The organism is uncultured Campylobacter sp. (assembly GCF_938039205.1).
Classification (GTDB): domain Bacteria; phylum Campylobacterota; class Campylobacteria; order Campylobacterales; family Campylobacteraceae; genus Campylobacter_A.
The window spans coordinates 1-24,527 of sequence record NZ_CALHVM010000054.1 but is presented as its reverse complement, the minus strand read 5'-3'; the positions used below and the strand labels follow the sequence as shown (position 1 = coordinate 24,527).

Annotated in this window: 15 protein-coding genes; 12 read left to right on the top strand and 3 right to left on the bottom strand. The window is 42.2% G+C overall.

All coding sequences use genetic code 11. From position 1 onward, the window contains the following. Window positions 1-96 precede the first annotated feature (96 nt). From pseC to Q0394_RS07315, 12 genes are all read left to right on the top strand, one after another. Entirely contained in the window at window positions 97-1,227 is a 1,131-nt protein-coding gene (gene pseC, locus Q0394_RS07370) for a UDP-4-amino-4,6-dideoxy-N-acetyl-beta-L-altrosamine transaminase (RefSeq protein ID WP_298946467.1), read from the top strand. Between the two features lie 12 nt (window positions 1,228-1,239). Then, on the top strand, window positions 1,240-1,932 hold the full coding sequence (gene pseF, locus Q0394_RS07365) for a pseudaminic acid cytidylyltransferase (RefSeq protein ID WP_298946466.1): 693 nt from the start codon (window positions 1,240-1,242) through the stop codon (window positions 1,930-1,932). 6 nt (window positions 1,933-1,938) lie between these two features. Continuing rightward, the gene (locus Q0394_RS07360; protein ID WP_298946465.1) at window positions 1,939-2,163 is read left to right on the top strand and encodes a hypothetical protein; all 225 of its coding nucleotides are present in this window, start codon (window positions 1,939-1,941) and stop codon (window positions 2,161-2,163) included. Further along, on the top strand, window positions 2,153-3,013 hold the full coding sequence (pseG, locus tag Q0394_RS07355; RefSeq protein WP_298946464.1) for a UDP-2,4-diacetamido-2,4,6-trideoxy-beta-L-altropyranose hydrolase: 861 nt from the start codon (window positions 2,153-2,155) through the stop codon (window positions 3,011-3,013). The genes Q0394_RS07360 and pseG overlap by 11 nt, the downstream gene beginning before the upstream one ends. Next, a complete protein-coding gene (gene pseH, locus Q0394_RS07350) occupies window positions 2,998-3,474 on the top strand; it encodes a UDP-4-amino-4,6-dideoxy-N-acetyl-beta-L-altrosamine N-acetyltransferase (RefSeq protein WP_366115830.1) in 477 nt (158 codons plus the stop codon). The genes pseG and pseH overlap by 16 nt, the downstream gene beginning before the upstream one ends. Before the next feature lie 8 nt (window positions 3,475-3,482). Continuing rightward, window positions 3,483-4,511, top strand: a complete 1,029-nt coding sequence (gene pseI / locus Q0394_RS07345; protein WP_298946462.1) for a pseudaminic acid synthase — start codon at window positions 3,483-3,485, stop codon at window positions 4,509-4,511. Continuing rightward, window positions 4,511-6,580: a 6-hydroxymethylpterin diphosphokinase MptE-like protein gene (locus Q0394_RS07340; RefSeq protein ID WP_298946461.1), complete on the top strand. Its 2,070-nt coding sequence runs from the start codon at window positions 4,511-4,513 to the stop codon at window positions 6,578-6,580. Before pseI ends, Q0394_RS07340 begins: the two co-directional genes overlap by 1 nt. Window positions 6,581-6,650: 70 nt before the next feature. Beyond that, window positions 6,651-7,436 carry an ABC transporter permease gene (locus tag Q0394_RS07335; RefSeq protein WP_298946460.1) on the top strand — a complete coding sequence of 262 codons (786 nt, stop codon included), beginning with the start codon at window positions 6,651-6,653 and terminating at the stop codon, window positions 7,434-7,436. Beyond that, window positions 7,433-8,656 (top strand): ABC transporter ATP-binding protein, encoded by a 1,224-nt coding sequence (locus tag Q0394_RS07330; RefSeq protein WP_298946459.1) that lies wholly within the window; start codon window positions 7,433-7,435, stop codon window positions 8,654-8,656. The genes Q0394_RS07335 and Q0394_RS07330 overlap by 4 nt, the downstream gene beginning before the upstream one ends. After that, window positions 8,649-12,254 carry a glycosyltransferase gene (locus Q0394_RS07325; protein ID WP_298946457.1) on the top strand — a complete coding sequence of 1,202 codons (3,606 nt, stop codon included), beginning with the start codon at window positions 8,649-8,651 and terminating at the stop codon, window positions 12,252-12,254. The genes Q0394_RS07330 and Q0394_RS07325 overlap by 8 nt, the downstream gene beginning before the upstream one ends. Continuing rightward, a complete protein-coding gene (gmd, locus tag Q0394_RS07320) occupies window positions 12,254-13,285 on the top strand; it encodes a GDP-mannose 4,6-dehydratase (RefSeq protein ID WP_298946456.1) in 1,032 nt (343 codons plus the stop codon). The genes Q0394_RS07325 and gmd overlap by 1 nt, the downstream gene beginning before the upstream one ends. Beyond that, complete coding sequence (locus Q0394_RS07315; RefSeq protein ID WP_298946455.1) at window positions 13,275-14,132, top strand: NAD-dependent epimerase/dehydratase family protein; 858 nt, start codon at window positions 13,275-13,277, stop codon at window positions 14,130-14,132. Before gmd ends, Q0394_RS07315 begins: the two co-directional genes overlap by 11 nt. Window positions 14,133-14,451: 319 nt before the next feature. On the opposite strand, the gene Q0394_RS07310 is transcribed toward Q0394_RS07315, so the two are convergent. The 3 genes from Q0394_RS07310 to Q0394_RS07300 all read right to left on the bottom strand — a co-directional run. Next, on the bottom strand, window positions 14,452-18,165 hold the full coding sequence (locus Q0394_RS07310; protein WP_298946453.1) for a surface layer protein SapB11: 3,714 nt from the start codon (window positions 18,163-18,165) through the stop codon (window positions 14,452-14,454). 201 nt (window positions 18,166-18,366) lie between these two features. Further along, window positions 18,367-22,206 (bottom strand): hypothetical protein, encoded by a 3,840-nt coding sequence (locus Q0394_RS07305; RefSeq protein ID WP_298946452.1) that lies wholly within the window; start codon window positions 22,204-22,206, stop codon window positions 18,367-18,369. A 216-nt stretch (window positions 22,207-22,422) separates the two neighbouring features. Beyond that, on the bottom strand, window positions 22,423-24,527 hold a 2,105-nt coding region (locus Q0394_RS07300), incomplete at its 5' end, for a hypothetical protein (RefSeq protein ID WP_298946451.1).

The window sequence follows — 24,527 nt, the reverse complement described above, 5'->3', positions numbered from 1 at the left end:
ATACATATAGTATGTAACCGAGCTTCGGCGAAATTTCTAACGAAGTATAAACCAAAAAGACAAGCCGCAATAAAGATAAGCCGAAAAAGGATAAAAATGATACCCTACAGCAGACAACAAATCACCGACTCCGACATCGCCGTCGTCGTGAGCGCACTAAAAGACGATATCCTAACGGGCGGCGACAAGGTCGGCGAATTTGAGCAGGCGATCGCAAAATACGTCGGCGTAAAGCACGTCGTAGCGATGAACTCGGCGACGAGTGCACTTCACGTCGCATATCTGGCGCTAGGCGTGAGAGAAGGAGGCGAGGTCGTAACGACGCCCATCACGTTTGCGGCAACGGCAAACGCGGCGTTAATGGCTGGAGCCGAGGTTAAATTTGCGCCCGTTAAATTTGACGGAAATATCGATGAAAACGCGCTTGCAAGCCTAATCACGCCCAAAACCAAAGTCATAACGGCAGTTGATTTCGGCGGCAATCCCGTAAATTTAGAAGCCATCTTAAAACTAGCCAAACAGCGCGGCATAAAGGTGCTAGACGACGCGTCGCACGCGCTGGGCAGCTCGCAAAACGGCGTAAAAGTCGGCGCAAAAGCGGACGTTAGCATTTTTAGCTTTCACCCGGTTAAGCCGCTAACGACGTTTGAGGGCGGCGCGCTAGCGACAAACGACGACGAGATCGCGCGCCTAGCACGCCTCTACCGCTCGCACGGCATAGCTAAAAAACGCCTCTGGGATAGCGACCAGAGCGTGCTTGGCTACAACTACCGCCTACCCGACGTCGCCTGCGCACTAGGGCTAAATCAGCTAAAAAGGCTAGACGAAACCATCGCGGCGCGCGAGAAAATCGCCAAATTTTACGACGAAAAATTTGAGAAAAACCCGTATTTTAGCACCGTTAAGCTACCTAGCGACGTCGTTAGCTCGCGCCACCTATACCCTATCTTGCTCTTTCGCCAGTTTTGGTGCGCCAAAGAGGACATCTTCGCCGCCCTTCACGAGCGCGGTATCGGCGTACAGGTGCACTATAAGCCGACTTATAAATTTAGCTTTTACCGCGAGCGCTACGGCGATATCTCGGTGCCTAGCGCCGAGGATTTTTACGCGGCAGAGCTTAGCATCCCGTGCCATCAGTGCATGAGTTTAGAGGACGCAAATTTCGTCGCGGACGCGCTTTTTGAGGTATTAAAGAGCTTTGACGCGCCGCAAGGCTGCAGGGTTTAGGCGGTAAATTTGATGATATATAACCAAAACCGCGCCCTTTGCGTCATTCCCGCTCGAGGCGGTAGCAAGCGCATACCGCGCAAAAACGTTAAAGATTTTTTAGGCAAGCCGCTGATAGCCTACAGCATCGAAGCGGCACTAAATTCGGGCGTTTTTGAGCGAGTGATCGTTAGCACCGACGACGCCGATATAGCAGACGTCGCCGTCAAATTCGGCGCTCAAGTTCCGTTTATGAGGGACGCCGCGCTGAGCGACGACTACGCCACGAGTAGCGACGCCGTAGCGGACGCGGCGGCGAGGCTGGGCGGATACCCCCACGTTTGCTGCCTTTACGCGACCGCACCGCTCATCACGGGTGAAATTTTACGCGAGGCTTACGGCAAATTTGAGGAGGCGGAGTGCGAGTTTTTATTTTCCGCGACCGAGTTTTGCTTCCCCATCCAGCGCGCGATCAGGCTTGGCGAGGACGGCACCGTAAATATGTTTTACCCGCAGTTTGCGTTAACTCGTTCGCAGGATTTAGAGCGAGCCTATCACGATGCGGGCGCGTTTTATTTCGGCAAGCGCGAGGCGTGGCTGGAGAAAAAACCGATCTTTGCGCCGCATTCCAGGGCGTTTTTGCTGCCGCGAAATTTAGTCTGTGACATCGACACACCCGAGGATTTTGAGTTTGCGCAGAAGCTCTACCGGATAAATTATTACTGAGGAAAAATGCAAAAAGATTACCTAAAGGCCAAAATATCGGTAGCTAGAACGCTCATGCAGATCTTTGCGGTTGCTGGTATCTTGCACATATTTTATCTGGCGGCCAGCTACCGCAGCTTAAACGAGATTCAGATCCTGTTTTTCGCCGCGGCCGGCGCCGTTTACCTCATCGCTGCCGTATGTTTGACGCTTAGGATTTTAAATTTAGCGGAAAAACTCGATGAATTTTGACAAAATCTCAAATCTAAAAACTCTCATCCGCGCAGATAGCGGCTCGAAAATCGGGCACGGACACGTTAGACGCGACCTTATCTTGGCGCAAAATTTTAAAGACGTTAGCTTTGCCTGCATCGACCTGCCGGGTAGTCTCATAGGCGAGATACCCCACCCAGTTTTTACGCTAAAAAGCGCGGATGTAAATGAGCTGGTAAATTTGATAAAAGAGCATAAATTTGAGCTTCTGGTGATCGATAATTACGGCATTAGCGCGGCGGATGAAAAGCTAATCAAAGAGCAAACGAACGTCAAAATTTTAAGCTTTGACGACAACTATAAAGAGCATTTTTGCGACTACTTGCTAAACGTAAATATCTACGCCCAGCCCCAAAAATACGCAAATCTCGTGCCCACAAACTGCGAACTGATACTTTCGCCGCTAGTTAGGAGCGAGTTTTATGGCGAAGCAAAAATCAAACGCGAGAAAAAATTTAATTACCTCATCGCGCTAGGCGGCACTGACGCACTAAATTTGACCGCCAAAATCGCCTCAAATTTGCTCACGAAAAACAAAAAAGTAGCCGTCGTTACGACGAGCGCAAACGTAAATTTAGCAAATTTGCAAATTTTAGCGGATAGCGAGCCAAATTTTAGCCTTTTTATAAATTCAAACGAGGTCGCGCGACTTATGAACGAGAGCGAAATTTTAGTGATTTCGGCTAGCTCGCTTGTAAACGAAGCGCTGGTTTTAGGCGCCAAATTTAAAGCCGTGCGCGTCGCGGACAATCAAAACGAGATGGCGCAGTGGCTAGCGGCAAACGGATGCGAGATCTACGAGGCGGACGAGATATGCTTGAGCTTATAAATTTCACCGATCTAACGGACGAGCAAATTTTGATGATTTTGCGTTGGCGAAACGACGAGCGAGTCGCGAAATACATGAAAAACAAAAGCGTGAGCGAGCAAGAGCACAGAAAATTTATCGCAAATTTGAAAAACGACGAAACGAAAAGATATTTTTTAGTAAAAGAGGATAGCGACTACATCGGCGTGATCGATTTCGTGGGTATCGCGGCGGACTCGTGCGAATTTGGCATTTACGCAAATCCTGAGCTAAAAGGCAAAGGCAAAGTCTTAATGCAAACAATCGTAGAATACGCCGCCAAAACGCTTAAGGTCGGCGAGCTAAAATCATGCGCCTACAACGAAAACGAAAAAGCCATCGCGCTATACCGCAAATTCGGCTTTGAAATTTACGAGCGCGACGAGCAAATGAGCTATATGTCGTTATCTTTACGCAAACTTGATATAATGGCTAAAAGTTAGGAAAATTTATGAAAATAGCAAATTTCGACACGGACGAAAAGGTCTTTATCATCGCCGAACTCTCGGCAAATCACTCCGGCAGCCTACAAACGGCGCTTGATACGATCAAAGCCGCTAAACGCGCAGGTGCAGACGCCATAAAACTGCAAACATACACGCCAGATAGCCTCACGCTAGATTCGCGCGGCGAGGACTTTATGATAAAAGGCGGGCTGTGGGACGGGGCAAATTTATACGAGCTCTACCGGCAAGCTCTGACGCCTCGCGAGTGGCACGAGCAGCTTTTTGAGGTGGCGCGGGATGAGGGACTAGTCTGCTTTTCAAGCCCATTTTGCAGAGACGACGCGGACTTTTTAGAGAAATTTAACCCGCCCGCTTACAAGATAGCGAGCTTTGAGGTCACGGACTATGATTTCGTGCGGTACGTCGCACTCAAGGGCAAACCGGTCATCATCTCCACAGGCATAGCAACCGAGCAGGAAATCGCCGACGTCGTGCAAATTTGCAAAGATGCGGGAAACGAGCAGATCGCGCTTTTAAAATGCACGTCTAGCTACCCTGCTCCGCTTGATGGGATGAACCTGCGCACGATCGCCGATATGAAACGAAAATTTGGCGTCGAGGTCGGCTTTTCAGACCACACGCTAGGTATCGTAGCGCCAGTTGTCGCCGTGAGTCTTGGCGCTCGTATCGTAGAAAAGCACTTTATCCTAGATAAAAGCGTTCGCAGCGTCGATGAGGCCTTTAGCCTGGACGAGCGGGAATTTAGCGAAATGGTAAAAGCCGTGCGAGATACCGAAGCGCTGCTTGGCAAAGTAAACTACGAACTAGACGATAAGGCCGTGCAAAATCGCCGCTTTTCGCGCTCGCTTTACGCCTGCGCGGACATCAAAGAGGGCGAAATCTTTAGCGAAAAAAACGTAAAAAGCGTACGCCCGGGATATGGCTTGCACCCTAAATTTTTACCCGAATTACTAGGCAAAAAAGCAAAAAGAGATATAAAATTTGGCGAGAGAATCACAAAGGAGGATATATAATGGCTAAGAAAAAAGAGGACGAGTACCTAAAACTAAATAGCTTACAAAAAAAAGGCGCTCGCGAAAATCAAACAAGCGGCAAAGGCGATAAAAATATCGATGAAACCGTCACAAATATTGCAAATCCTATTTTCAAAAAAAATCTTCAAGCGCTTTTTCAACAGGACGAAATTTTAGCCGCGCGCCTTTGGGGAATGAAAGAGACCGAAAAATATGATGTTTTTATAGGAAAAGATCCGATAGATATAAACATCATCGACAATAAAACCCTAAAATACGTCTACGAAAGCCCGGCTAAAGATGTTCTACGCATCCTAGAGTCGACCGAAAAAGAGTATAAAAGATATCCTATTATGTACTTTTACGGTCTTGGCAACGGTATTTTTTATAAAGCCTTGCTAAAAAACGAAACGCATCAAAAAGTTATCGTCGTAGAGCCTGAGATAGAGATTATTTATATAGCATTAAATTTAATCGACTTATCGGATGAACTGATTAGCGAAAGGCTGGTTTTATTTTTCTCGGAATTTGCGACATACTCGCAGTTTTATTTTGCGGTTTCTAGCCAACTTTTCTCTTCATACGCAAAAACTTATAACCTGCATATTCACACGCCGTTTTATGAAAATTTCCATGAAGATATCGTAAGGATAAACAAAGACTTCACCAAGGCTATATCTCAAATGGTCGTCGCTCACGGCAATAGCATAGACGATACTCTAATAGGCATAAAACACCACATAGAGCACATCCCCGAGATGGTTACAAACTATTGCTATACGGATCTGATCAAAAAAAGACACGGGCTCATGGATACCGCCATCATCGTATCTACCGGACCGAGCCTAGATAAACAACTAGAAACTCTTAAAAAATTTACGCCGTATTTTACCGTTATCAGCCTTGACGCGTCGTATCCTATTTTATTAAAGCACGGTATAAAGCCGGACTACGTAACCTCAATCGAGCGCGTAGAGGCTACGTCCAGCTTTTTTAAAAACAAAAACAAAAAAATAGACGAAGATATTTATTTTATAGTAGCGTCGCTAACGCATAAACAAACGGTAGATAATATTTTACCGCGCCGCCTAACTCTTACGATGAGGCCGCAACAAAGCGAAATGGCGTTTAATATGCCAAAATACGGCTATCTCGGCATCGGACACTCTACGGCAAACCAGGCTTATCAGTTAGCTTACGCTCTCGGGCATAAAAATATTATTTTAATAGGCCAAGATTTAGCCTTTGCTCCGGACGGCAAATCTCACGCCAGCGGGCATGCATTTGCTCAGGCTGATGAATACCTATACGTAGAAGCTTACGGCGGAGAAGGCGAAGTAAGAACGACCTATATATGGGACAAATTTAAAAATCAGTTTGAAAAAGATATAGAGCAGGCTAAAAACGAGCAAATCACGACATATAACTGCACGGAAGGCGGCGCCAGAATACAAGGAAGCACCGAAAGACCGTTTTTGGAAACCGCAGAAGAGCTTAGCAAAGATAAAAAGATCAAAAAGCTACCACACATAGAAAAAACCGGCGAAAAAACGGCAAACAAAGACTTGCTCAAAGCCTACAAATTTATCGTAAAAAAAGTACAAACTCAAAATAAAGTAAAACAAAGAATAGAAAAAACATTCCTAGAGCTAGTTCCCAAGATCGATAAGATAATGAAGATCAAAGATGAAGGCAAAGTAGACGAAAGCCTATTTGATCCGCTAGTAAAAATTATCGACAAAATAGATAAGCTAAAAAATTACATTAGCGGACAAAATCTAAAAAAATATATAGAAAACGTCTTGCAAATCGCCGTATATCATCAAGAACTAGAGCTAGCCAAAATTTCGGTCGCACCCAGCGATACTAAAATGGAAAAAGTAAACAAGCTGCTCGAGTGGGCCGAGATGCACAAATACTGGATGTTTTCGGCTGCAGGCGGCATAAATGCAGATATGGAAGTAACCAAAAAAGCGTCCGAAAATTTAGTCAAAGAGCTAAAGAAGCGAGGACTAATAGAAACAAGCGAAATCGGAGAGGTGAAAGAGGAGTTTAAGCTAAGCATTTAAATTTCGATTTTTCTTTATTTTTAGCCTTTATTTGGTAAAATCACGCAAATTTAGCTAATCGGACGAAAGATTGTTTTCAAATATTTATACGTATAGGTTTTTTATCGTAAATTCGGTCAAAAACGAATTTATAACAAAATTTGCAAAAAGCAAGCTGGGCGTAGCGTGGGCGATACTGCATCCGCTAGCCCAGGTGCTCATCTACGCGACCATACTCTCCTCCGTGCTCTCAGCCAAGCTGCCAGGCATTGATAGCAAATACGCCTACGCGATCTACCTAATGAGCGGGATGCTTTGCTGGATGCTTTTTAGCGAGATTTTTTCGCGCTGCATCGGCATTTTTACCGATAACGCCAACATAATCAAAAAAATGTCCTTCCCTAAAATCGTCCTTCCGGCTACCGTGGTTTTAAGCTCGGCGATAAACAATCTCATTTTATTCGTATCTATTGCGGTGGTATTTGCGTTTTTGGGGCATTTTGTGGGTGCAAATTTGATCTTTTTGCCGATCTTTTCCATAGTTACGATGATGCTAGCCGTAGGGTTCGGGCTGTTTTTTGGCGTGATAAACGTCTTTATGCGCGACGTAGGCCAGATCATCGCCATCGTCTTGCAGTTTTTATTTTGGCTAACGCCAATCGTTTATATGACGGGCATTTTGCCGTCAAATTTGCAAGAGCTTATCTACATAAATCCGCTTGTTGGCGTAGTTAGCGGCTATCACGATATTTTGATTTACGACAAGATGCCCGATTTTTCGCTTTTGATTTATCCGGCCTTTATCGGCGCGGCAAGCCTTGGGGCTGCGTTTTTCGTTTATAAACGAGCCGAAGAAGAGATGGCGGACGTTTTATGATTTTATCGGTTCAAAATATCTGCAAAACTTACTTGGATTACGAGAGCAACTTTAAGCGATTTGCCTCGTGGTTTAGTAAAAATAAAGAAGAAAAAAACATAAAAACAGTGCTAAAAGACGTAAGCTTTGACGTGGGAGCCGGCGAGGTAGTCGGGCTAATCGGACAAAACGGAGCGGGCAAAAGCACTCTTTTAAAAATCATCTCGCACACGCTAAAGCCATCAAGCGGCCGAGTAGTTAGCGGGGCTAAAATTTCGTCTATTTTGGAGCTGGGCATGGGCTTTCACGGCGATCTAACCGGTAGGCAAAACGCCTATCAGTCCTGCTCTCTCATGGGCTACTCAAAAGAGCAAATCGACGAAATAATAGCCTATATCGAAGACTTTGCCGAGATAGGCGAGTATTTTGATTATCCGGTGCGAATTTACAGCAGCGGCATGCAGATGCGCCTTGCTTTTTCGGTCGTCACGGCAAATCGCCCAGATATACTCATCATCGACGAGGCGCTATCGGTAGGCGATGTGTATTTCCAGCATAAAAGCTTTGATAAGATAAAAGAATTTAAAAGCCTAGGCACGACGCTCATTATCGTTTCGCACGATAGCGGCGCGATAAAATCCATCTGCGACCGAGTAATCTTGCTGGAAAAAGGGCAAATTTTAAAAGACGGCGAGCCTGAAGCCGTGCTTGATTATTACAACGCCCTAATCTCAAAAAAACAAGACGTACAAATCTCGCAAATAGCCCTAGAAAACGGTAAAACAGCAACCATATCCGGCAACAAAAAAGCCTGTATAAAAAACATTGAAATTTTAGACGCCGCAGGCAAAAAGATACAAAATTTAGAAGTCGGCAGAAAAATCAAGCTAAAAGTAACGGTGCTGGCAAACGAAAATTTGCCCTCGCTGGTACTGGGCTATCAGATCAAAAATCGCTTCTCGCAGGTCGTCTACGGCACAAACACTTACCACCTAAAGCAAGCTTTAAAAAATCTCAAAAAAGGCGAGGAGTACGACTTTAGTTTTGAATTTGACGCAAATTTGGGCGTCGGGTCGTTTTCTGTAACGATAGCGCTACACGATAGTGACAACCATCTGCAAAATAACTACGAATGGCGCGACAACGCAATCATTTTTAACGTCGTAAATTTTAGCAAGCCCGATTTTGTCGGCCTTGCGTATCTTGAACCGAGTTTGGAAATAAAGAGAATAAATGGATAAATTTTATAAAAGTTTCGAAGATAAATTTAGAGGCCAGAGGAGCGAGATCAAAAAACGCCTGCTTGCTTACGAGCCGTTTTTGCAAATCTTAAAGCAAAACGATGAAAAGCTGGCGGCGGTCGATCTAGGCTGCGGCAGAGGCGAGTGGCTTGAAATTTTAAAGCAAAACGGCTTTGCCGCGCGCGGTTGCGACGTTAGCGACGAGATGATAAAAGAGTGCGAGAAAAACGATCTTGAAGCCAAAAAACAAGGAGCGATAGAGTTTTTAAGCGAGCTAGAAGACGCAAGCCTTGCGCTCGTTAGCGCATTTCAGCTTGTGGAGCACTTGGAGTTTAACGAGCTTTGCGAGCTAATAAAACAAGCGCGCCGAGTTCTCAAAGACGGCGGCATCTTGATACTTGAAACGCCAAATCCCGAAAACTTACGCGTTGCTACGCTAAATTTCTATCTAGACATTACGCACGTTAAGCCTATCCCACCGATGTTACTTGAGTATCTGTGCGAATTTGAAGGCTTTAGCGATACTTTTATGATGAGACTAAACTCAAATTTGAGCTTTAGCGAGGATTTGCAAAATCAAAACGTCACATTAAGAGACGTTTTAAGCAGCGTCGGGCTTGATTACGCGGTTTTGGGGCTTAAAAACGGCGACGAAAAAACCCGCGAGGCGTTTTTGAGCGCGACCAAAAGTGGCTTTAGCTTTGAAGAGCTAGCCGATAGGTTCGACGTGTCGACATTTGAAAATAAAACTCAGATGCTCGAGCTAAAAAACGACGTTTGGAAGGAGTCTTTGGAGACAAAAGAGGCTCTTTGGAAAAGCTCGCTCGAGCTGATGGAAAGCAAAAGTCAAATCTCAAATTTGCAAAACGAAAATGCGCGCCTACACGAAGATTTAGAAAATCTACTCGGTAAATATCTCGCGCTAAATCACAAAGTCTACGTCCTAGAAAACGAAGCTCCCGTTATCAAAAACGATATCGAGCAGCTTAAAATTTTCGTCGCTAAATTTAAAAGAGTCGCAAAGCCGCTTATTTGGGTCTATAAATTTTTGAGATTTTGTAAAAATTTAGCTAAAGAAAATCTCAAAAAAGCGCTTAAATTTGGTATAAATTTGACGGAAAAGGTGGCAAATAACAATCCGAAATTTAAGAAAAATCTCAAGATATTTTTAAATAAATTTCCGGCTCTTAGGGCAAGAATCTTTAGCCTAAAAGGCCAGGTTAGAGACGATATCTACGTCTCGCAAGAGGGCGTTTTTGAACCGAACGTTTTTGTTTTAAGGCACTCAAAAGAGTACGAGCGAAATTTGGAGCTAAAAAATCTCAAATTTAACGAAAACTTTAGCGAGCTAACCGTCATTGGCAGCATCAGCGGACACTATAGTTTGGCCGCGATAAACAGAAACATCGTATTTAGGCTGCTCGGTAAGGTAAAAAACGTCTTTGTAATCTGCTATCACGAGAACTATTTCGATAAAATCGAAGACATCGCGATAACCAAAGACGAGTATGAAACACTAAGAAGCATAGTGCCCGATAAAAACGCGCACCCAAAAGGAAGCGACGACAAAGTCGCGATCTATCACCACTACCCGCTGATAGAAGACATGCGCGAGGGATACGGCTTTGAGATTGCGGTGTTTTTCTGGGAAGAGTCGCGTATCCCGCCGCGAACGATAGAAATTTTAAACTCCAAGTATAAAGGCATTTTAGTTTCGACATTTTTTATCAAAAAAATCCTAATAGATAACGGCTGCTATACGCCGGTAAAAGTAGCCGATATACCGCTAAAAACGCCGCCTGCGCCAAGCGTTTCGCAAGAAAATAGCGAACAAAAGCGCGAGATAAAGCTCTTTCACATCTCCTCGTGCCTACCTAGAAAGGGTGCCGACGTGCTACTGCGAGCCTTTAACGAAGCCTGCAAAAAAGCCAAATTTGAGTTAAGCCTAACTATAAAAAGCTTCCCTAACCCGCACAATAGCGTAACTGAGCAAATCGAGCTTTTAGTCGATAAAAAGTACCGCGATAAAATCCGCGTCATACTAAACGAAGATCTAACCGCGCTTGACGTGGCAAACCTTTATGAGCAGTGCGATATCGTCGTGCTGCCGACGCGCGGCGAGGGGCTAAATATGCCGGCAATCGAAGGCGTACACTACGAAAAGCCCGTTATCTCCACCGACTATAGCGGCCAGTGCGAGTTTTTGGACGGTAGTTGCGAGTTTATCGGATATAAATTCGCGCCCGCGGTTACGCATTTTAATCTAAATTATTCGTTTTGGGCGGAGCCTAGCGTAAATGATCTGTGCGAAAAGATTATCAAAGTATCAGAGCAAATTTTACAAAACCGCGCTCCTAGTATAAAACCGCTAAAACACAAAGTCGATGAAATGATGTTCGGCGAGAAAAATGCGCTAAATTTTATCTCGAGCATCTCGCATCTAAAATCCTTTAAAAACAAGCCCGTAGAGCTAAAAATCGCCTACTTTTCGACGTATAACGCTGTTTGCGGCATAGCCGAATACTCAAAATACTTAACGGACGAGCTTGCGCGAGCGGGCGCAAATTTAGAAATTTACACTTGGAGCGAGCAAAAGCGCGCAGGGACGTCAAATTTAAGCAAAGAAAACAACGATATAAAAGTCTATGAAATAGAGCAAGAAAAGCTACTATCGGGGCTTGAGACGGATGCGAATATCATCTGGCTGCAACACCATTTTACATTTTTCGAGATAGATGAAAAGCTAAAATCAGACGTCGCCGCGCTAAAATCGCAGGGAAAAATTTGCTTCATCACGCTTCACGCCACGAAGCAAATCCTAAACTACCCACGCCAAACTCAGCAAAACTGGCACGATACGCTTTACGAATTTGACCGAGTTTTCGTCCACAGCATCGACGATCTAAATACGCTTAGGCTGCTTGGACTTATCGATAATGTCACGCTAGTACCGCACGGAACGCAAAATTTAGCGCCCGAGCAAAACAAACATAAGGAAACGGACGGCAAATTTATGGTAGGATTTTTAGGACTGCTATTTGCGCATAAAAACCTACCTGTGCTACTAGAAGCTTTTGCGAAATTCAGTCAAAATATAGACGCAAAACTAGTCATAATCAGTCCGGTCGCAAGCGCGGACGGCGAGGCAGAGCTACAAAGATGCCGCAAGATTTGCGAAAAGCTAAATTTGAGTGAAAAAATAGAGTGGCATACGAGCTTTTTACCGATAGAAACTGTAAACGAAAAACTAAGTTGTTGCGATGCGATCGTATTGCCGTACGGACAGACCGACGAGGGTAGTAGCGCAGCAGCCAGAGTCTCTCTAAGTCTTTGTAAAAACGTTATAGTTACGCCGTCAAGAATCTTTAGCGAGATGCAAAATATCACGATAGCGGCGGACGGTTTTAGCGACGAGGATATCCTAGAACAACTCGAAAAAGTAAAAAATAATGAAATAGATGGTAAAATTTATGATAAGCGCATAAAATGGCTAGAAGAAAACAGCTGGCAAAACATCGCCGCTCTTTATTTAAGAATCTTTAAAGCCATAAATACTGATCATAATTTTATGCGACATTTAAAAAACGGAGAAGAATAATGAAAAAAGCTATAATCACGGGCGTCGGAGGCCAAGACGGCGCGTATCTGGCTAGATATCTGATCGATCTGGGATATGAGATCTACGGCGGTTACAGACGAGCGGTGAGCCCGAATTTTTGGAGATTAAACGAGCTAGGTCTTTTAAACGAGCCGAATTTTCATCTAGTCGAGTTTGAGCTAACTGACCCGTTTAATATCCTAAGCGTCGTCAATGAAATAAGACCCGAGGAAATCTACAACCTAGCCGCCCAAAGTTTCGTAGGCGTTAGTTTTAAAGAGCCTTTTCACACAGCAAACGCTACTGGCATCGGCGCGCTAAATATACTAGAAGCAATCAAAACGGTAGATAAAAGTATCAAATTTTACCAAGCTAGCACATCAGAGATGTTCGGCAAAGTCCAAGCCGTCCCGCAAAGCGAAACGACGCCGTTTTATCCGCGTTCGCCTTACGGAGTGGCAAAGCTTTATGCACACTTTATCACGGTAAACTATCAAGAAAGCTACGATATTTTCGCCTCAAGCGGCATTTTATTTAACCACGAAAGTCCGCTAAGAGGACTTGAGTTCGTCACGAGAAAAATCACGAATACAGCCGCAAAAATCGCCCTAAAAAAGGCTAAAACTTTGGAACTAGGCAACCTAGACGCAAAGCGTGACTGGGGCTACGCTAAAGAATACGTCGAAGGCATGCACGCGATGCTACAAGCGCCAACTTCGGATACCTTCGTGCTCGCTACCGGCGTAACGACCACTGTCAGGGATTTTGTAAAGCTTAGCTTTGAAGCGCTAGATATCGGAATAAAATTTGAGGGCGAAGGCATAAACGAAGTCGGGCTAAACGATAAGGGCGACGTAATCGTAAAGATAAATCCGGCATTTTTTAGACCCGCGGAGGTCGATCTACTAATAGGCGACGCCTCAAAAGCCAAGCAAAAGCTCGGTTGGAGCGCAAAGACTGATCTAAAGGGACTTTGCGATATGATGATAAAAGCCGATCTAAGACGCATCGAGGCGGGATTTGAGTTCTAAGCGAGTTTTTATCACGGGGATTGAGGGCTTTACGGGTCGCTATCTGGAGCGATACCTTTGTGCGCTCGGTTACGAGGTCTCAGGCGGCGCCCTGAGCCCTAGCGCGCCTAATCATACGCGCCTTGATCTGCTTGATAAAGACAGCATAAAAGCTGCTTTTAGCGTCAAATTTGACTACATCATCCACCTGGCAGCGGTGTCTTTTGCTATGGCCGATCCCGCCGAGATAAAAAACGCAAACGAAATCGGTACGCTAAATTTGCTAGAGGCTCTAGGTTCCGTTAAATTTGAAAAGGCGATCTTTGCAAGCTCAGCTAGTGTCTACGGCGGAGGAGATATGCCCATGTGCGAAAACTCTCCGCTAAATCCGCAAAGCATATATGCCGAAAGTAAAATTTTTATGGAGGAGCAGATAGCTAAAAGCGGACTGCCTTTTATCATCGCGCGCCCATTTAACTACACAGGTACTGGACAAAGCGAAAATTTCCTCATACCAAAAATAGTGCGACATTTTAAAGATAGAGCTCATACAATAAAACTTGGAAATTTGACGCCAAAGCGCGAATATAACGACATAAACGACGTCGTGAGAATATACGAGCAACTACTAAAACTCGAAGCTAACGATGAAATTTTTAACATTGGCTCTGGTAAGGCTTATAGTATTGAGCAAATTTTACAAATTTTACGCTGCCTAAGCGGACACGATATAGCTGTGCAAAGCGATCCCCGATTTATCAGAGCAAACGATCCCGCCCTACTCGTCTGCGATACGGCAAAGCTGCTAAGCTACGACATAGCTCCTTGCGACGGAGATATAGAGAAACTACTATATTCTATGCTTTAGATCTTAATATACTTTGGTGCCATTTACCAAAATCTGACATTACAATTATTCTATCTATTTTTATATAAAAACCTTGAGCGACTTGATTTTAGACATTAAGATATCAAAGTTGGCTCATAGACGGCCAAAATTGCCAATTTTGACTACTTTTTTATGCCAGTTTTAGCTTGGAGATCTAGACTAAAGTCATAAACTTGATACTAAATAGAAAAATGCAAAATCGCAAACATTATATATCGCTAAAAATTGATTTTTATATAAAATTAAATTTGCAAAAAAGAGGTTCGGCAGGTAAAAACCTGCCGAAAAGAAGGAGAAATCAGAATGCGTTAATAGTAACTTCACCAGCATTAACTGTTGTGTTGAGGTTGGCAATATTTACGCCCGATAGTTTGACGATAGTGTCGCCTGCGCCAAAGTCAGTATCACCTGCAGCAGCGTTGTATACCAAATACGTATCATTTAGATATGAATAAGCATATATCTTACCGGCTTGGTTATTGGTGCCATCAAAGAATCCGCCAAGTTTAGCCGCAAGAGCAAAGTTATCTTGTGCGTTTCCGTTGGCATTTAGAGTTACTTTTTCTATAGCAGTGGTACCGCCGGCAAATTTGATCTTATCACCTACATTGATCTTATCTATTGTCACAAGTCTAGTGTGAGACTCGTTGGCACTATCAAAACCTGCGCCTATAACCGAAGTACTAACATCGAATGTATCATTGCCCGAACCGCTTTTGATGGTTATATTTTGACCTTTTGGATCTGCGTCGGCATGACCTGGGGTTAGGAAAGTTCCTGTCTTAATGGTATTCTCGCCTTCGCCTGCATCGATTGAAATTTTTGCAGCTTTTTGATCGCCCGCTAGAGTAATAGTATCGTCTCCATCGGTAGCTTTTATGTCCTCTATAACTTTACTTGCAGTATTTGTTATAGTACCTTTCTCTACATTTTTTAAGCCGCTAAAGTCAATTTTTGTTAGCTTTTCAGCATTGGTATCGTCAAACGTGTACTCGTCGGTAGCGTCTGTACCCATATCGCCCGAGATAGTAGCTGTTTTTAGATCATTACCGTCAACTCTTTCAGAACCATTAACAAGCGAGAATTTTGCAGCAGCAGTTACAACCAACTTATCAGCCTGAGCAGACGTAGTAATATTTGCAACAAAATCTTTTGAATTGATATCTTGCTTCATAGTGATTTTAACATCTGTTGAAAGTGGAGTTTGAGTAGAGCCCTTATAGACTACAGTATCTGCCACGATACTGGCAAACTTATTTGCACCTATAGTTTTACTTAGGTCTACCGTTACGCTATCAGCACTTACAGGTCCTGTATTGCCAAGATCAACGATACCCTTTGTGTTTCCAGCATCAATGTTTATGCTCGTGCTTTCTTTTACTTTTATCTTGCCATCTATAACGGCAGCACTTTTTAGGTCTAGAGTACCGACTTTAACGTCTTTTAATACGTCTTTTAGCGTAATATTTACGTTTTTGACGTAGTTGCCGTTTATATCTCCTATCCCGACCGCGCTAGTCTCATTTTGACCCTTAATATTAGTTAAGCTGATATTTACGTTCTCTGCTTTTATATTCGCGATAGATACTTTGCCTGTTACGTCTTTGGCTGTAAAGTTTACGTCATTTTTAACGTCTATGCCGTTACCACTACTTATTTCGACATTAAACCTAGAATCACTAATATCAAATGTAGCGCCACTATTCTTAGACTTGATTTCATCTGCTACTTTGACGTTACCGATCTTATTAGCTACGAAAGTTATCTCGCCGCCTACGTCAAATTTATTTACTTCGATATCGTTTGTGACATTTTTAAAGTTAAAATTTGCACCGGCATTTGTCGTCTTTTTCGTAGCTACGTCCCCTACCTTTAAAGCCGTTACGTGGCTTGAGCCTTGATAAACGGTAACAAGATCATTTACATTTAGTTTTACGCCGTTTTCAGAATCTATCGAGCCAAGATTGTGAAGCTCGACTAGGCTTGCTACAGGCATATTAGCCAGGCCTTTTACGTTTATCTCAGATATATATTTGAGGCCATTATTTAAAACATCAAGAGCACCCAATGTAGCTATATTTAGAGTTTTCACTCTTGCGTCTTCATGGATATCAAAAGTAAATTTCTTAGGATTGTTATTGGTTAAATTTATAGTCTTCAACTCATGAATATTTCTTAGAGAAAGGCCTGAATTTTCAACCATATTTACATTCACGTTGATTGTAGTAGCCTTTGGCGCCTCAATAACGCTAGCTGCGTTATCAGTAAGGTTACCATTTACAGTTTTAACCGATTTATCCAAATTTACAGTAAGGTTTTTGGACTCAGAAACTCTTACTTTGCCGATTATATCTTGTGGCGTAGTCACATTATCTATCGCATAGTTAATGGTGTCAACAAATTTGTCGTTTATATGCAATATGCCGTGACCGTTTCCTGCGCTAGCAGCTTTTGAGTCTACTTTATCCGTTAAATTTATAGTCTTTATACTAGAGCTTGTAACAACTAACGTTTGATCAAGCTGGCCTACTTTTAGACTCTTAACGTCAGTTTGTCCAGTCAAGTCTAGAGCGCTCACGCTATCATTTTTATCAAAGATTTCGATATTATCAACGCCTTTTAGTTTCATTTGTTTTAATGCATCTACTTTTTCTATCTGAAGAGTATCATTGCCGGCACCCATATCTATAGAAACAGAGTTAGACTCAAGTTTTCCTATCTTTATCGTGTCATTGCCGTTGCCGCTTTTGATGCTAGTGTAGTAAGCAGACTCGGTTAAATCAGCCGTCAAATTTCCAATAAGCGCCGATGCATCAAGGCTATTGACAAAGTCTTTAAATGGAGCATCTGGGTTTTTATCTTTGGTGGATATAGTTAAATCCGCCTCGCCTTTTACCGTGATAAACTTATTTTCCACCTCTTTTATATAACTAGCGTTTTCTCTAGTCGTAATATTTAAAGTCTCGATACCGTTAAATTTGACCTTAAGAGAGTTTTTGTGGCTGTCGGCTTCCGTATCTGGAGTAACCCTGCCCACATTGTTTAGGATTAAATTTTGCGCGTCATTATTGCCTTTTACTAGATCAGTGTTATAGGCAATACCAACTTCGGTTGAATCTTTTTGATCTATTACCGTTAGATCAACTATATTAGATAGATTTGTTACTCTAACGCCGTTTGCACCATGAGTAGACACAGACTGTAAGCCCTCTACCTTATCTGCATTAAATACTCTTTGGCTATTTGAAGTATTGACTAAATTTAATCCCTCAATATTTTTAGCATATCCGGTTGTAAAGCCAGTAAAACTATCGTCGATTTTAACATTCAACATATCATTACCGGCCCCGCCGTCTATCTTGTCTTCAACGCCAAGGGTATTTTTATCAGCAAATGAGCTAACGACCGCGCTATATATATCCACGCCTGCACTTCCGGTCAGTGTTTCAGTCGTGTTGTTTAGCGTATGCACGGTGGCATTTGCCAAGGCATCGATTTTAGCCTTCTGTTCATCCAAATTTGTAGCCGTGGTCGTTCTAATAATTTCTTGGAATATTCCATAATCATAGTTGCCTGAACTATCGGTTTGAATGTTTGGTATTTTTTCAGCCATGTAAGCAGATATAGCAGTCTTGTTTTCAAAAATCTTAGCCGCCACAGGATCTGCCGCTTTTGCGATGTCGGAAGTTGCAACTTCAAATAATTTAACTAGAGTTTCACCTCTACTGTGACCTAGCTGAAGGTGCAAAACCCACGAATCAATACCGTTTGGGTCTTGAGTATAGTCTTTGCCCAGGATGTTTTTATATATTGTTTCGATGTAGCCTCTATCGCTATCTATCGTATTTCCATAGTATGCCAAAGCCGCAGGGGACTCTAGCATTAGCTGGGCTAGCTGAGCTTGGGTTTTGTTGGCTCCCGCCGCCACCCATGCGTTAAATCCCGCGCCTTCAGGGGCACGATTAAATAACGCTACGTAAAGCTGTGCAACTTGTGCTTGTGTTACTGCCATTAAGGACTCCTTTTTAGTGTGTTTCTTGAGTTTTTGGGTATCTTTACAGAATACTATTGCTAATTATAGCATAAAAATACCGGAAAAGAGAAAATGGATGGATAAATTTAGAAATTCAAATGAAGAAAAAAGAATAAAAAATTTTATAAGAGTTAACCTGCAGTTAAATTTAACTGCAGGTTATACTGCATTAAAGCCGGTTTAGATCGTAAATGTTCCGCTATCCAAGAACGGATTTAGGTCTTCGATATTTTGGCCCGCTAGTTTTACTAGATTGTCGCTAGCCGTAAGAGCTGAACTTCCACCATCAGCATCTTTTACTAAGTATGTATCATTTTTATAAGTAAATGCCCATACCTTATTAGCTACAGTAGCGGCAGCATCAGTCAACACTTTATTTACAGCATCTTTTAGTGTAGCTTCAGCATTTAGATCCGCGGCTGTATATTTAGCCCACTCGCTTACAGTACCTAGCTCTATCTTGTCGCCTTTTTCGATATTGACTAGAGATACGTATTTGCTAGCATTTGCATCAGTTACTGCTGCATCTAACTTAAATGTATCTACGCCTCTACCGCCGTCTATAGTGACTACGTTAGGTTTTTCCGTAGTGCCTGCAACTGTTATCGCACCGACAGTGATCTCGTCTTTACCATCTGTTGCTACTAAGCTTAGAGATTGCTTGTTTACGGTCATTATGGTCGTTAAATCGATAATGCCGTGCTCAACGCCTTTTAGTCCGCTTAAATTTACCGTTTTTAGATTATTTGAAGCGACCAGATCAAGAGTATATTTATCTTCGCCGTCGCCTAGAGTTCCGGTTACCGTAAATGTTTTAGCATCTGCGGTTGATTTGAATACAAATTCATCTTGTCCTACGGAACCGGTTACGTCTATCTTCGAGTCTACGTTTATCTTATCTTTTGAAGCCGCTTCTAGGGTTACAGCTGCGCTGGCTGTTATAGCAGAGCTTTTATAAACGATCTCACCGCCCTTGATATTTCCTATGGTGTTAGCTTGTAGAGATTTGCTTAGATCTACCGTTACCTTTGAGTCTGCGCCGGTGTCGATATTGCCTATGTTTACTATGCCTTCTGTTACACCAGAGTTAATGTTTACCGCACTCTTATGAACGTCGTAGAAATTTGGGGACTCTTTTATAGTTATAGCACCTACATTTAACTCTTTTGCTAGTTTATCGGCTGTTACTGTATATGTAGTGCCTTCGTTTTGGTCGCCATTGCCAAAAGTACCTACGGTCACGGAATCTTTTACATTAGTAAATTTAAGCGTAGCGGTAGAGTCTATCTGGGTTCCGCTGATGTTGCCGATATCAATCTTATCGCCCAAATTTTTAAAGTCGCCGTTTAGCGAATTTAGATTTGAGATGTCGCCTATAGTTACGGCGTCTTTGATACCGTCTAGCGATAGATTAGCCTCATGAGCTTTACCGTTGGTAGGGGTTGCCATTAGATCAATATCTGCTACTTTAAAAGTTTTTTCTACATTTTTTGCCACGATTTTTATTTCGCTAGCCTCTATATTGGTAGTGCCCACAGCTACGTCATCTTTCATATTCAAGAAATTTAGCAATATTGCGGATTTTTCCTTTGAATTTGTGATATTTCCTAAAGCAAATGCCTTTTTGATATTTCTATAGTCGCCGTCAAGAGAGCTTAGGTTTACGATGTTTCCTATATCTACTCCTCCTTCGACGTCAAATATAGCCATTCTCACGTTATCGGTACTCTCTGTAGCGATAGTATCGGCATCCATATTGCCTATAGTTAGGTCTTTTGCTAAAGTTTTTGCGATTATTACCGTATTACCTGACTTTATATTGCCAATAGTTGCATCGTCTCTAATATCTTCTAAATTTACGTTAAATCTAGCGTTTATTTGGGTATTTGTTGTTACGTTACCTACCTTTAGAACGCCAAGCTGTTTGGCTGTCAAATTTATGCCGTGAAGCGAGCTGTTGTGACCCAAGTTGCCCAAAATAACATCAGAGTCAGTTGTATCGTCAGATTTGATAATACCTTGAAGACTGATTTCGGAGATATTTCTCAAATGAGCCTCGTCGTTTGTGTTCAAATCTTTGATGTTAAAGCTAGAAGCAGTTTTTACGTTTAATGTGGCTAGTTTATCAAGTGCTTGGAGCGTATTGTTTACTCGTAGTTCAAAATCCTTACCCTCATTTACATAGTTAATAGTCTCGAGAGATGCTGTATCGATTAGTCTAAAGCTATCGACGCTATACTTGGTCTCGTCTGCTGATTTTTCTATGTTCATATTTAAAATCTTTAAACTCGTAGCCTCCAAAGACTGCTCACCACCGCCCAAGTCGCTCACATTTGAGTATTTGTCTATGTTCATAGTAAGCTTTGTAGCGCTATTGGCAACTATTTGCTTTGTAGTCGCAAAATTTGGCACACGGTAAGTGCTCAAGTCTCGATCGGTGAAATTTATGGTATCTAAAGTAGCCGTAGTTACGTTCACTCTTGTATTCTCTACATAATCAGTATCGATGTTTAAAGTAGTGATAGCTGAATTTGTAACATTTATAGTATTATTATTCTCTACGACCGTTACAGACTTCACGTCTTGGGCATTAGCTAGGTCTATAGTACCGCTGTTATCCTTTACAAATGTTACGTTTTCTACGTTGCTTGAGTTTAATCTTCTAGTTCCAGACAGGTCCTCAAACTCTATGCTATCATCGTTAGCGCCACCGTCTATGACTAGATCAGGATTCGCTCCTGCTATACCGTTAAATTTAAATAGATCCTTACCGCTACCGCCTTTTACGCTTTTTAGCTGAGTAGAAGTTTTTAGTCCGGCCGTCAAATTTCCGGTAAAGCCTGAAGCATCTAAGCTCTCCACGTCTGCACCGGTGTTAATGTCTAAATTTACATTTCCTTTCACGGTTATGTTTTTATTATTTACATCTTTGATATAGCTCTCTTGGGTTCTTGTGGTGATGTTTAGATTTTCAATACCGTCAAATTTAACGCCTACGTGATTTTTATAGTAATTGTAAGCAGGGTTTGAAACTAGATCGTCCGTTTTATTACCTACGTTTTCTAGTACTAGCTCTTGAGAGTCATTTGAGCCGGCAACGGTACTTGGGTTGTACACTATCGCTATCTCGCCTCTTTTGATATCGTTGGCAGACAAGGTTACGATTTTTGCTTCATTTGTTAGTCTTGAAGCATAGTCGCCTATCATAACCACATTTTGAACATCTTCCATGTTGTTCATATTGAAATATCTAACAGCATTTGAAGTGTTTGTAATTTCAAGATTTTCGATATTTTTAACACTACCGGTAGTTAGGCCTGTAAAGTTCGTATCAAGTGATACTTTCAACGTATCGTTACCGCCTTGACCGTCAAGCTTGTCTGCTGCCTGGAAAGTATTTTTACCCATAAAGCCGCTTACAACGGTTTCAAAAATATTGTCGCTATTATTGCCTTTGATATCGTCTACGTTTGTAGTAAAATTTACTTTTACGGCGTCATCAACTAGTCTTTTTTGATGAGCTAGGTTGTTGGCGTTTGTTTCGCTGATGATTTGCTTGAATAGAGTATAGTTATAGTTGCCTTCTTCGTCTTTATCTACGTTGCCTATTCTTTGAGAAACGTATTCAGATATAGCTATCTTGTTTTCAAATACTTTAGCAGCTACAGGGTCTGCGGCTCTTGCTATATCAGACTGCGCTACTTCAAATAATTTAACTAGCGTTTCGCCTCTGGTGTGGCCTAGTTGTAGGTGAAGAACCCATGAGTCGATACCGTTTGGATCCTGAGTATAGTCTTTGCCTAAGATGTTTTTATAAATCATCTCTACAAAATCTCTATCATTGTCGATAGCGCCGTTAAAATACGTTTTTACTGCAGGGGCTTGAAGCATAGTGTCGGCAACTTGCGCCATAGTTTTGTTGACGCCGTCGGCCATCCAGTTTCTAAGGCCTTCTCCTTCTGCCGCACGATTAAATAACGCTACGTAAAGCTGTGCAACTTGTGCTTGTGTTACTGCCATTAAGGACTCCTTTTTAGTGTGTTTCTTGAGTTTTTGGGTATCTTTACAGAATACTATTGCTAATTATAGCATAAAAAAATTAAAAGGAATAAAATTTGTTTAAGTATTTTAAAAAAGTTTTAGAGAGAAGCGACTTCGATTTATAAAATAATAGATCAAAGATATCAAATTTTGAATAAAAATTCGGCGATATTAAAACCGCCGAATTTTTGCTTTTTAAAAATTAGTATTTGTTACGGTTAGCATGCCCGAATCCAAGGATGCATCAAACCTATCAAAATGCGACAATCCTGCAAGTTTAACAAGATTATCGTTAGCATTTAATGCACTACTATTACCATCGCTATCGTTTACCAAATAGGTGTCGTTTTTATATACGAAAGCCCAAACTTTATTTGCAACATTAGCATTGCTATGGGTCAACACTTTATTTGCAGCAGCCGATAGGCTAACTTCACTATCTAGATCTGTAGCGGTATATTTTTCAAAAGCAGCAGTTGCTCCTAGCTTAATCTTATCACCCCTGTTGATATCGGTGATAGTTGTGTATTTGCTAGCAGTAGCATCAGTTTTTACAGCAGACAAGTCAAACGTATCGTTGCCGGCTCCACCGCTGATTTCAAATTTCTTATTAGCAGTTAGGGCTGCAGTACCGTCAAATACAAAATCGTCATCGCCAGCACCTAGGCTTACTTTGATATCCTTGGTTTGAGCAGCGTAAAACACCACCTTATCGTTGCCTGCACCGCCCTCTACAGTTTTTAAGCCAGTAGAATATATATTCATTTGGGTTGCAGTAGTTGCGCCTTTGATTGCAGTTAGATCCGTGCTTGCTACTGATGTAGTTAGCTCAACTTTTCCGCTACCGTTTGTGTAGCCACTTAGATCAATAGATTTTAATGCAGTTAAATTAGACGCGTCTACTCGCAAATCTGAATTTTGACCAGCGCTTTTCAAGCTAGAAGGGTTGGTTATACTACCTTTTATAGTCATGGTCTCTATGACAGAGTTACCACCAACTACTGCATTTATAGTTCCTTTAACGTTAGTTAAATTTGCTACAAAGTCTTTTGCTGTCGTATCCACAGGTGTTTGAAGAGTAATTGCAAATTGGCTTACGTCATCGCCTGCGTATCCATTTATAGTTAGATTGTTTTGGACATTTACAGTTGTGACACCAGTTATTGGCGCAGTTACGTTTGAAACTTCCATAGTTACGTTTTTGCCGCTTACGGTGCCAAATGATGCCGTTTCTAGGTATGTATTTGTTCCAGTATTGATCATTACGTCGCCATCGGTTGCAGTTGCACTTTGTACGCTCAATGATTTTAGGTTATTTGCGTTTAAATTTACGCTCACGCCTCTTATGGCCCCAAACGTTGCCGTAGCGTCATTGTCGTTAGTGGTAACATCAATATTTACTTTACCGAAATTTTTAACGCCGGTAGAGTTATCGTCAGCAGTTACTGCGCCTACACTTAATGTTTCCTGACCGGCAAATTTCAAAGTAACGTCTTTATTTAATGAGGATACACTACCCACTTGAACACTAGCATCTTGTATGTTTGTATTGGTTGTAATATTTACATCGCCTCTAGTAGCAGCCGTAGCTCCGTTTGCGGATACGTTACCTATAGTTACGGATTTTTGGTTAGATACAGTCACATTGATATCTTTTGCATTGGCAGTCAAATTTCCATATGTTAAAACAGCATCTGTTATACCATAAGCTGCATTTGCATTTACCGTCAGACCTTTTGTTGTTCCGATTACACCCTGGATATTAGTGGTACTTTGTGCAACCGTGGCCGTAGTTTTAATAGTGGCCGAGCCGGCAACTTGTATATCATTAGTAGTTTCACCAAGCTTCAAGCTCTTGTATCCGCTAGCGGTTACATTCAAGTCTTTGTTTGCCTTCAAAAGGTTTCTCACAAATACTTCACCGTCCGTTACGCTACTATCTGAGGTATGATTGATGGTTACGTTTCTACCTATAGTATAAGCATTGCTATTGGCGCCATAGGTAGCTCTAGAGCCCTCCTGCGTAAAGTATGTTGTTAAATTTACATCACCTGCGGCGTTAATAGAAGTTACATCCAATGTTTTTTGCCCATTAGCATTTATGGTTACATTATTAACCTGATATGTGTTAGTTGGGGTATTATTATCAAGAAGGCCTATAAAGCCGTACGTTACCGTAGAGTCCTCTTTATCCGTAGTAGATATTAGGCTTACGTCTCTAGTGGTATATATTTTATCGTTTGCGGCTACGCTTAAATTCTTTAATCCTTCGGCTTTTAAAGAAATATCTTGAACGCCTT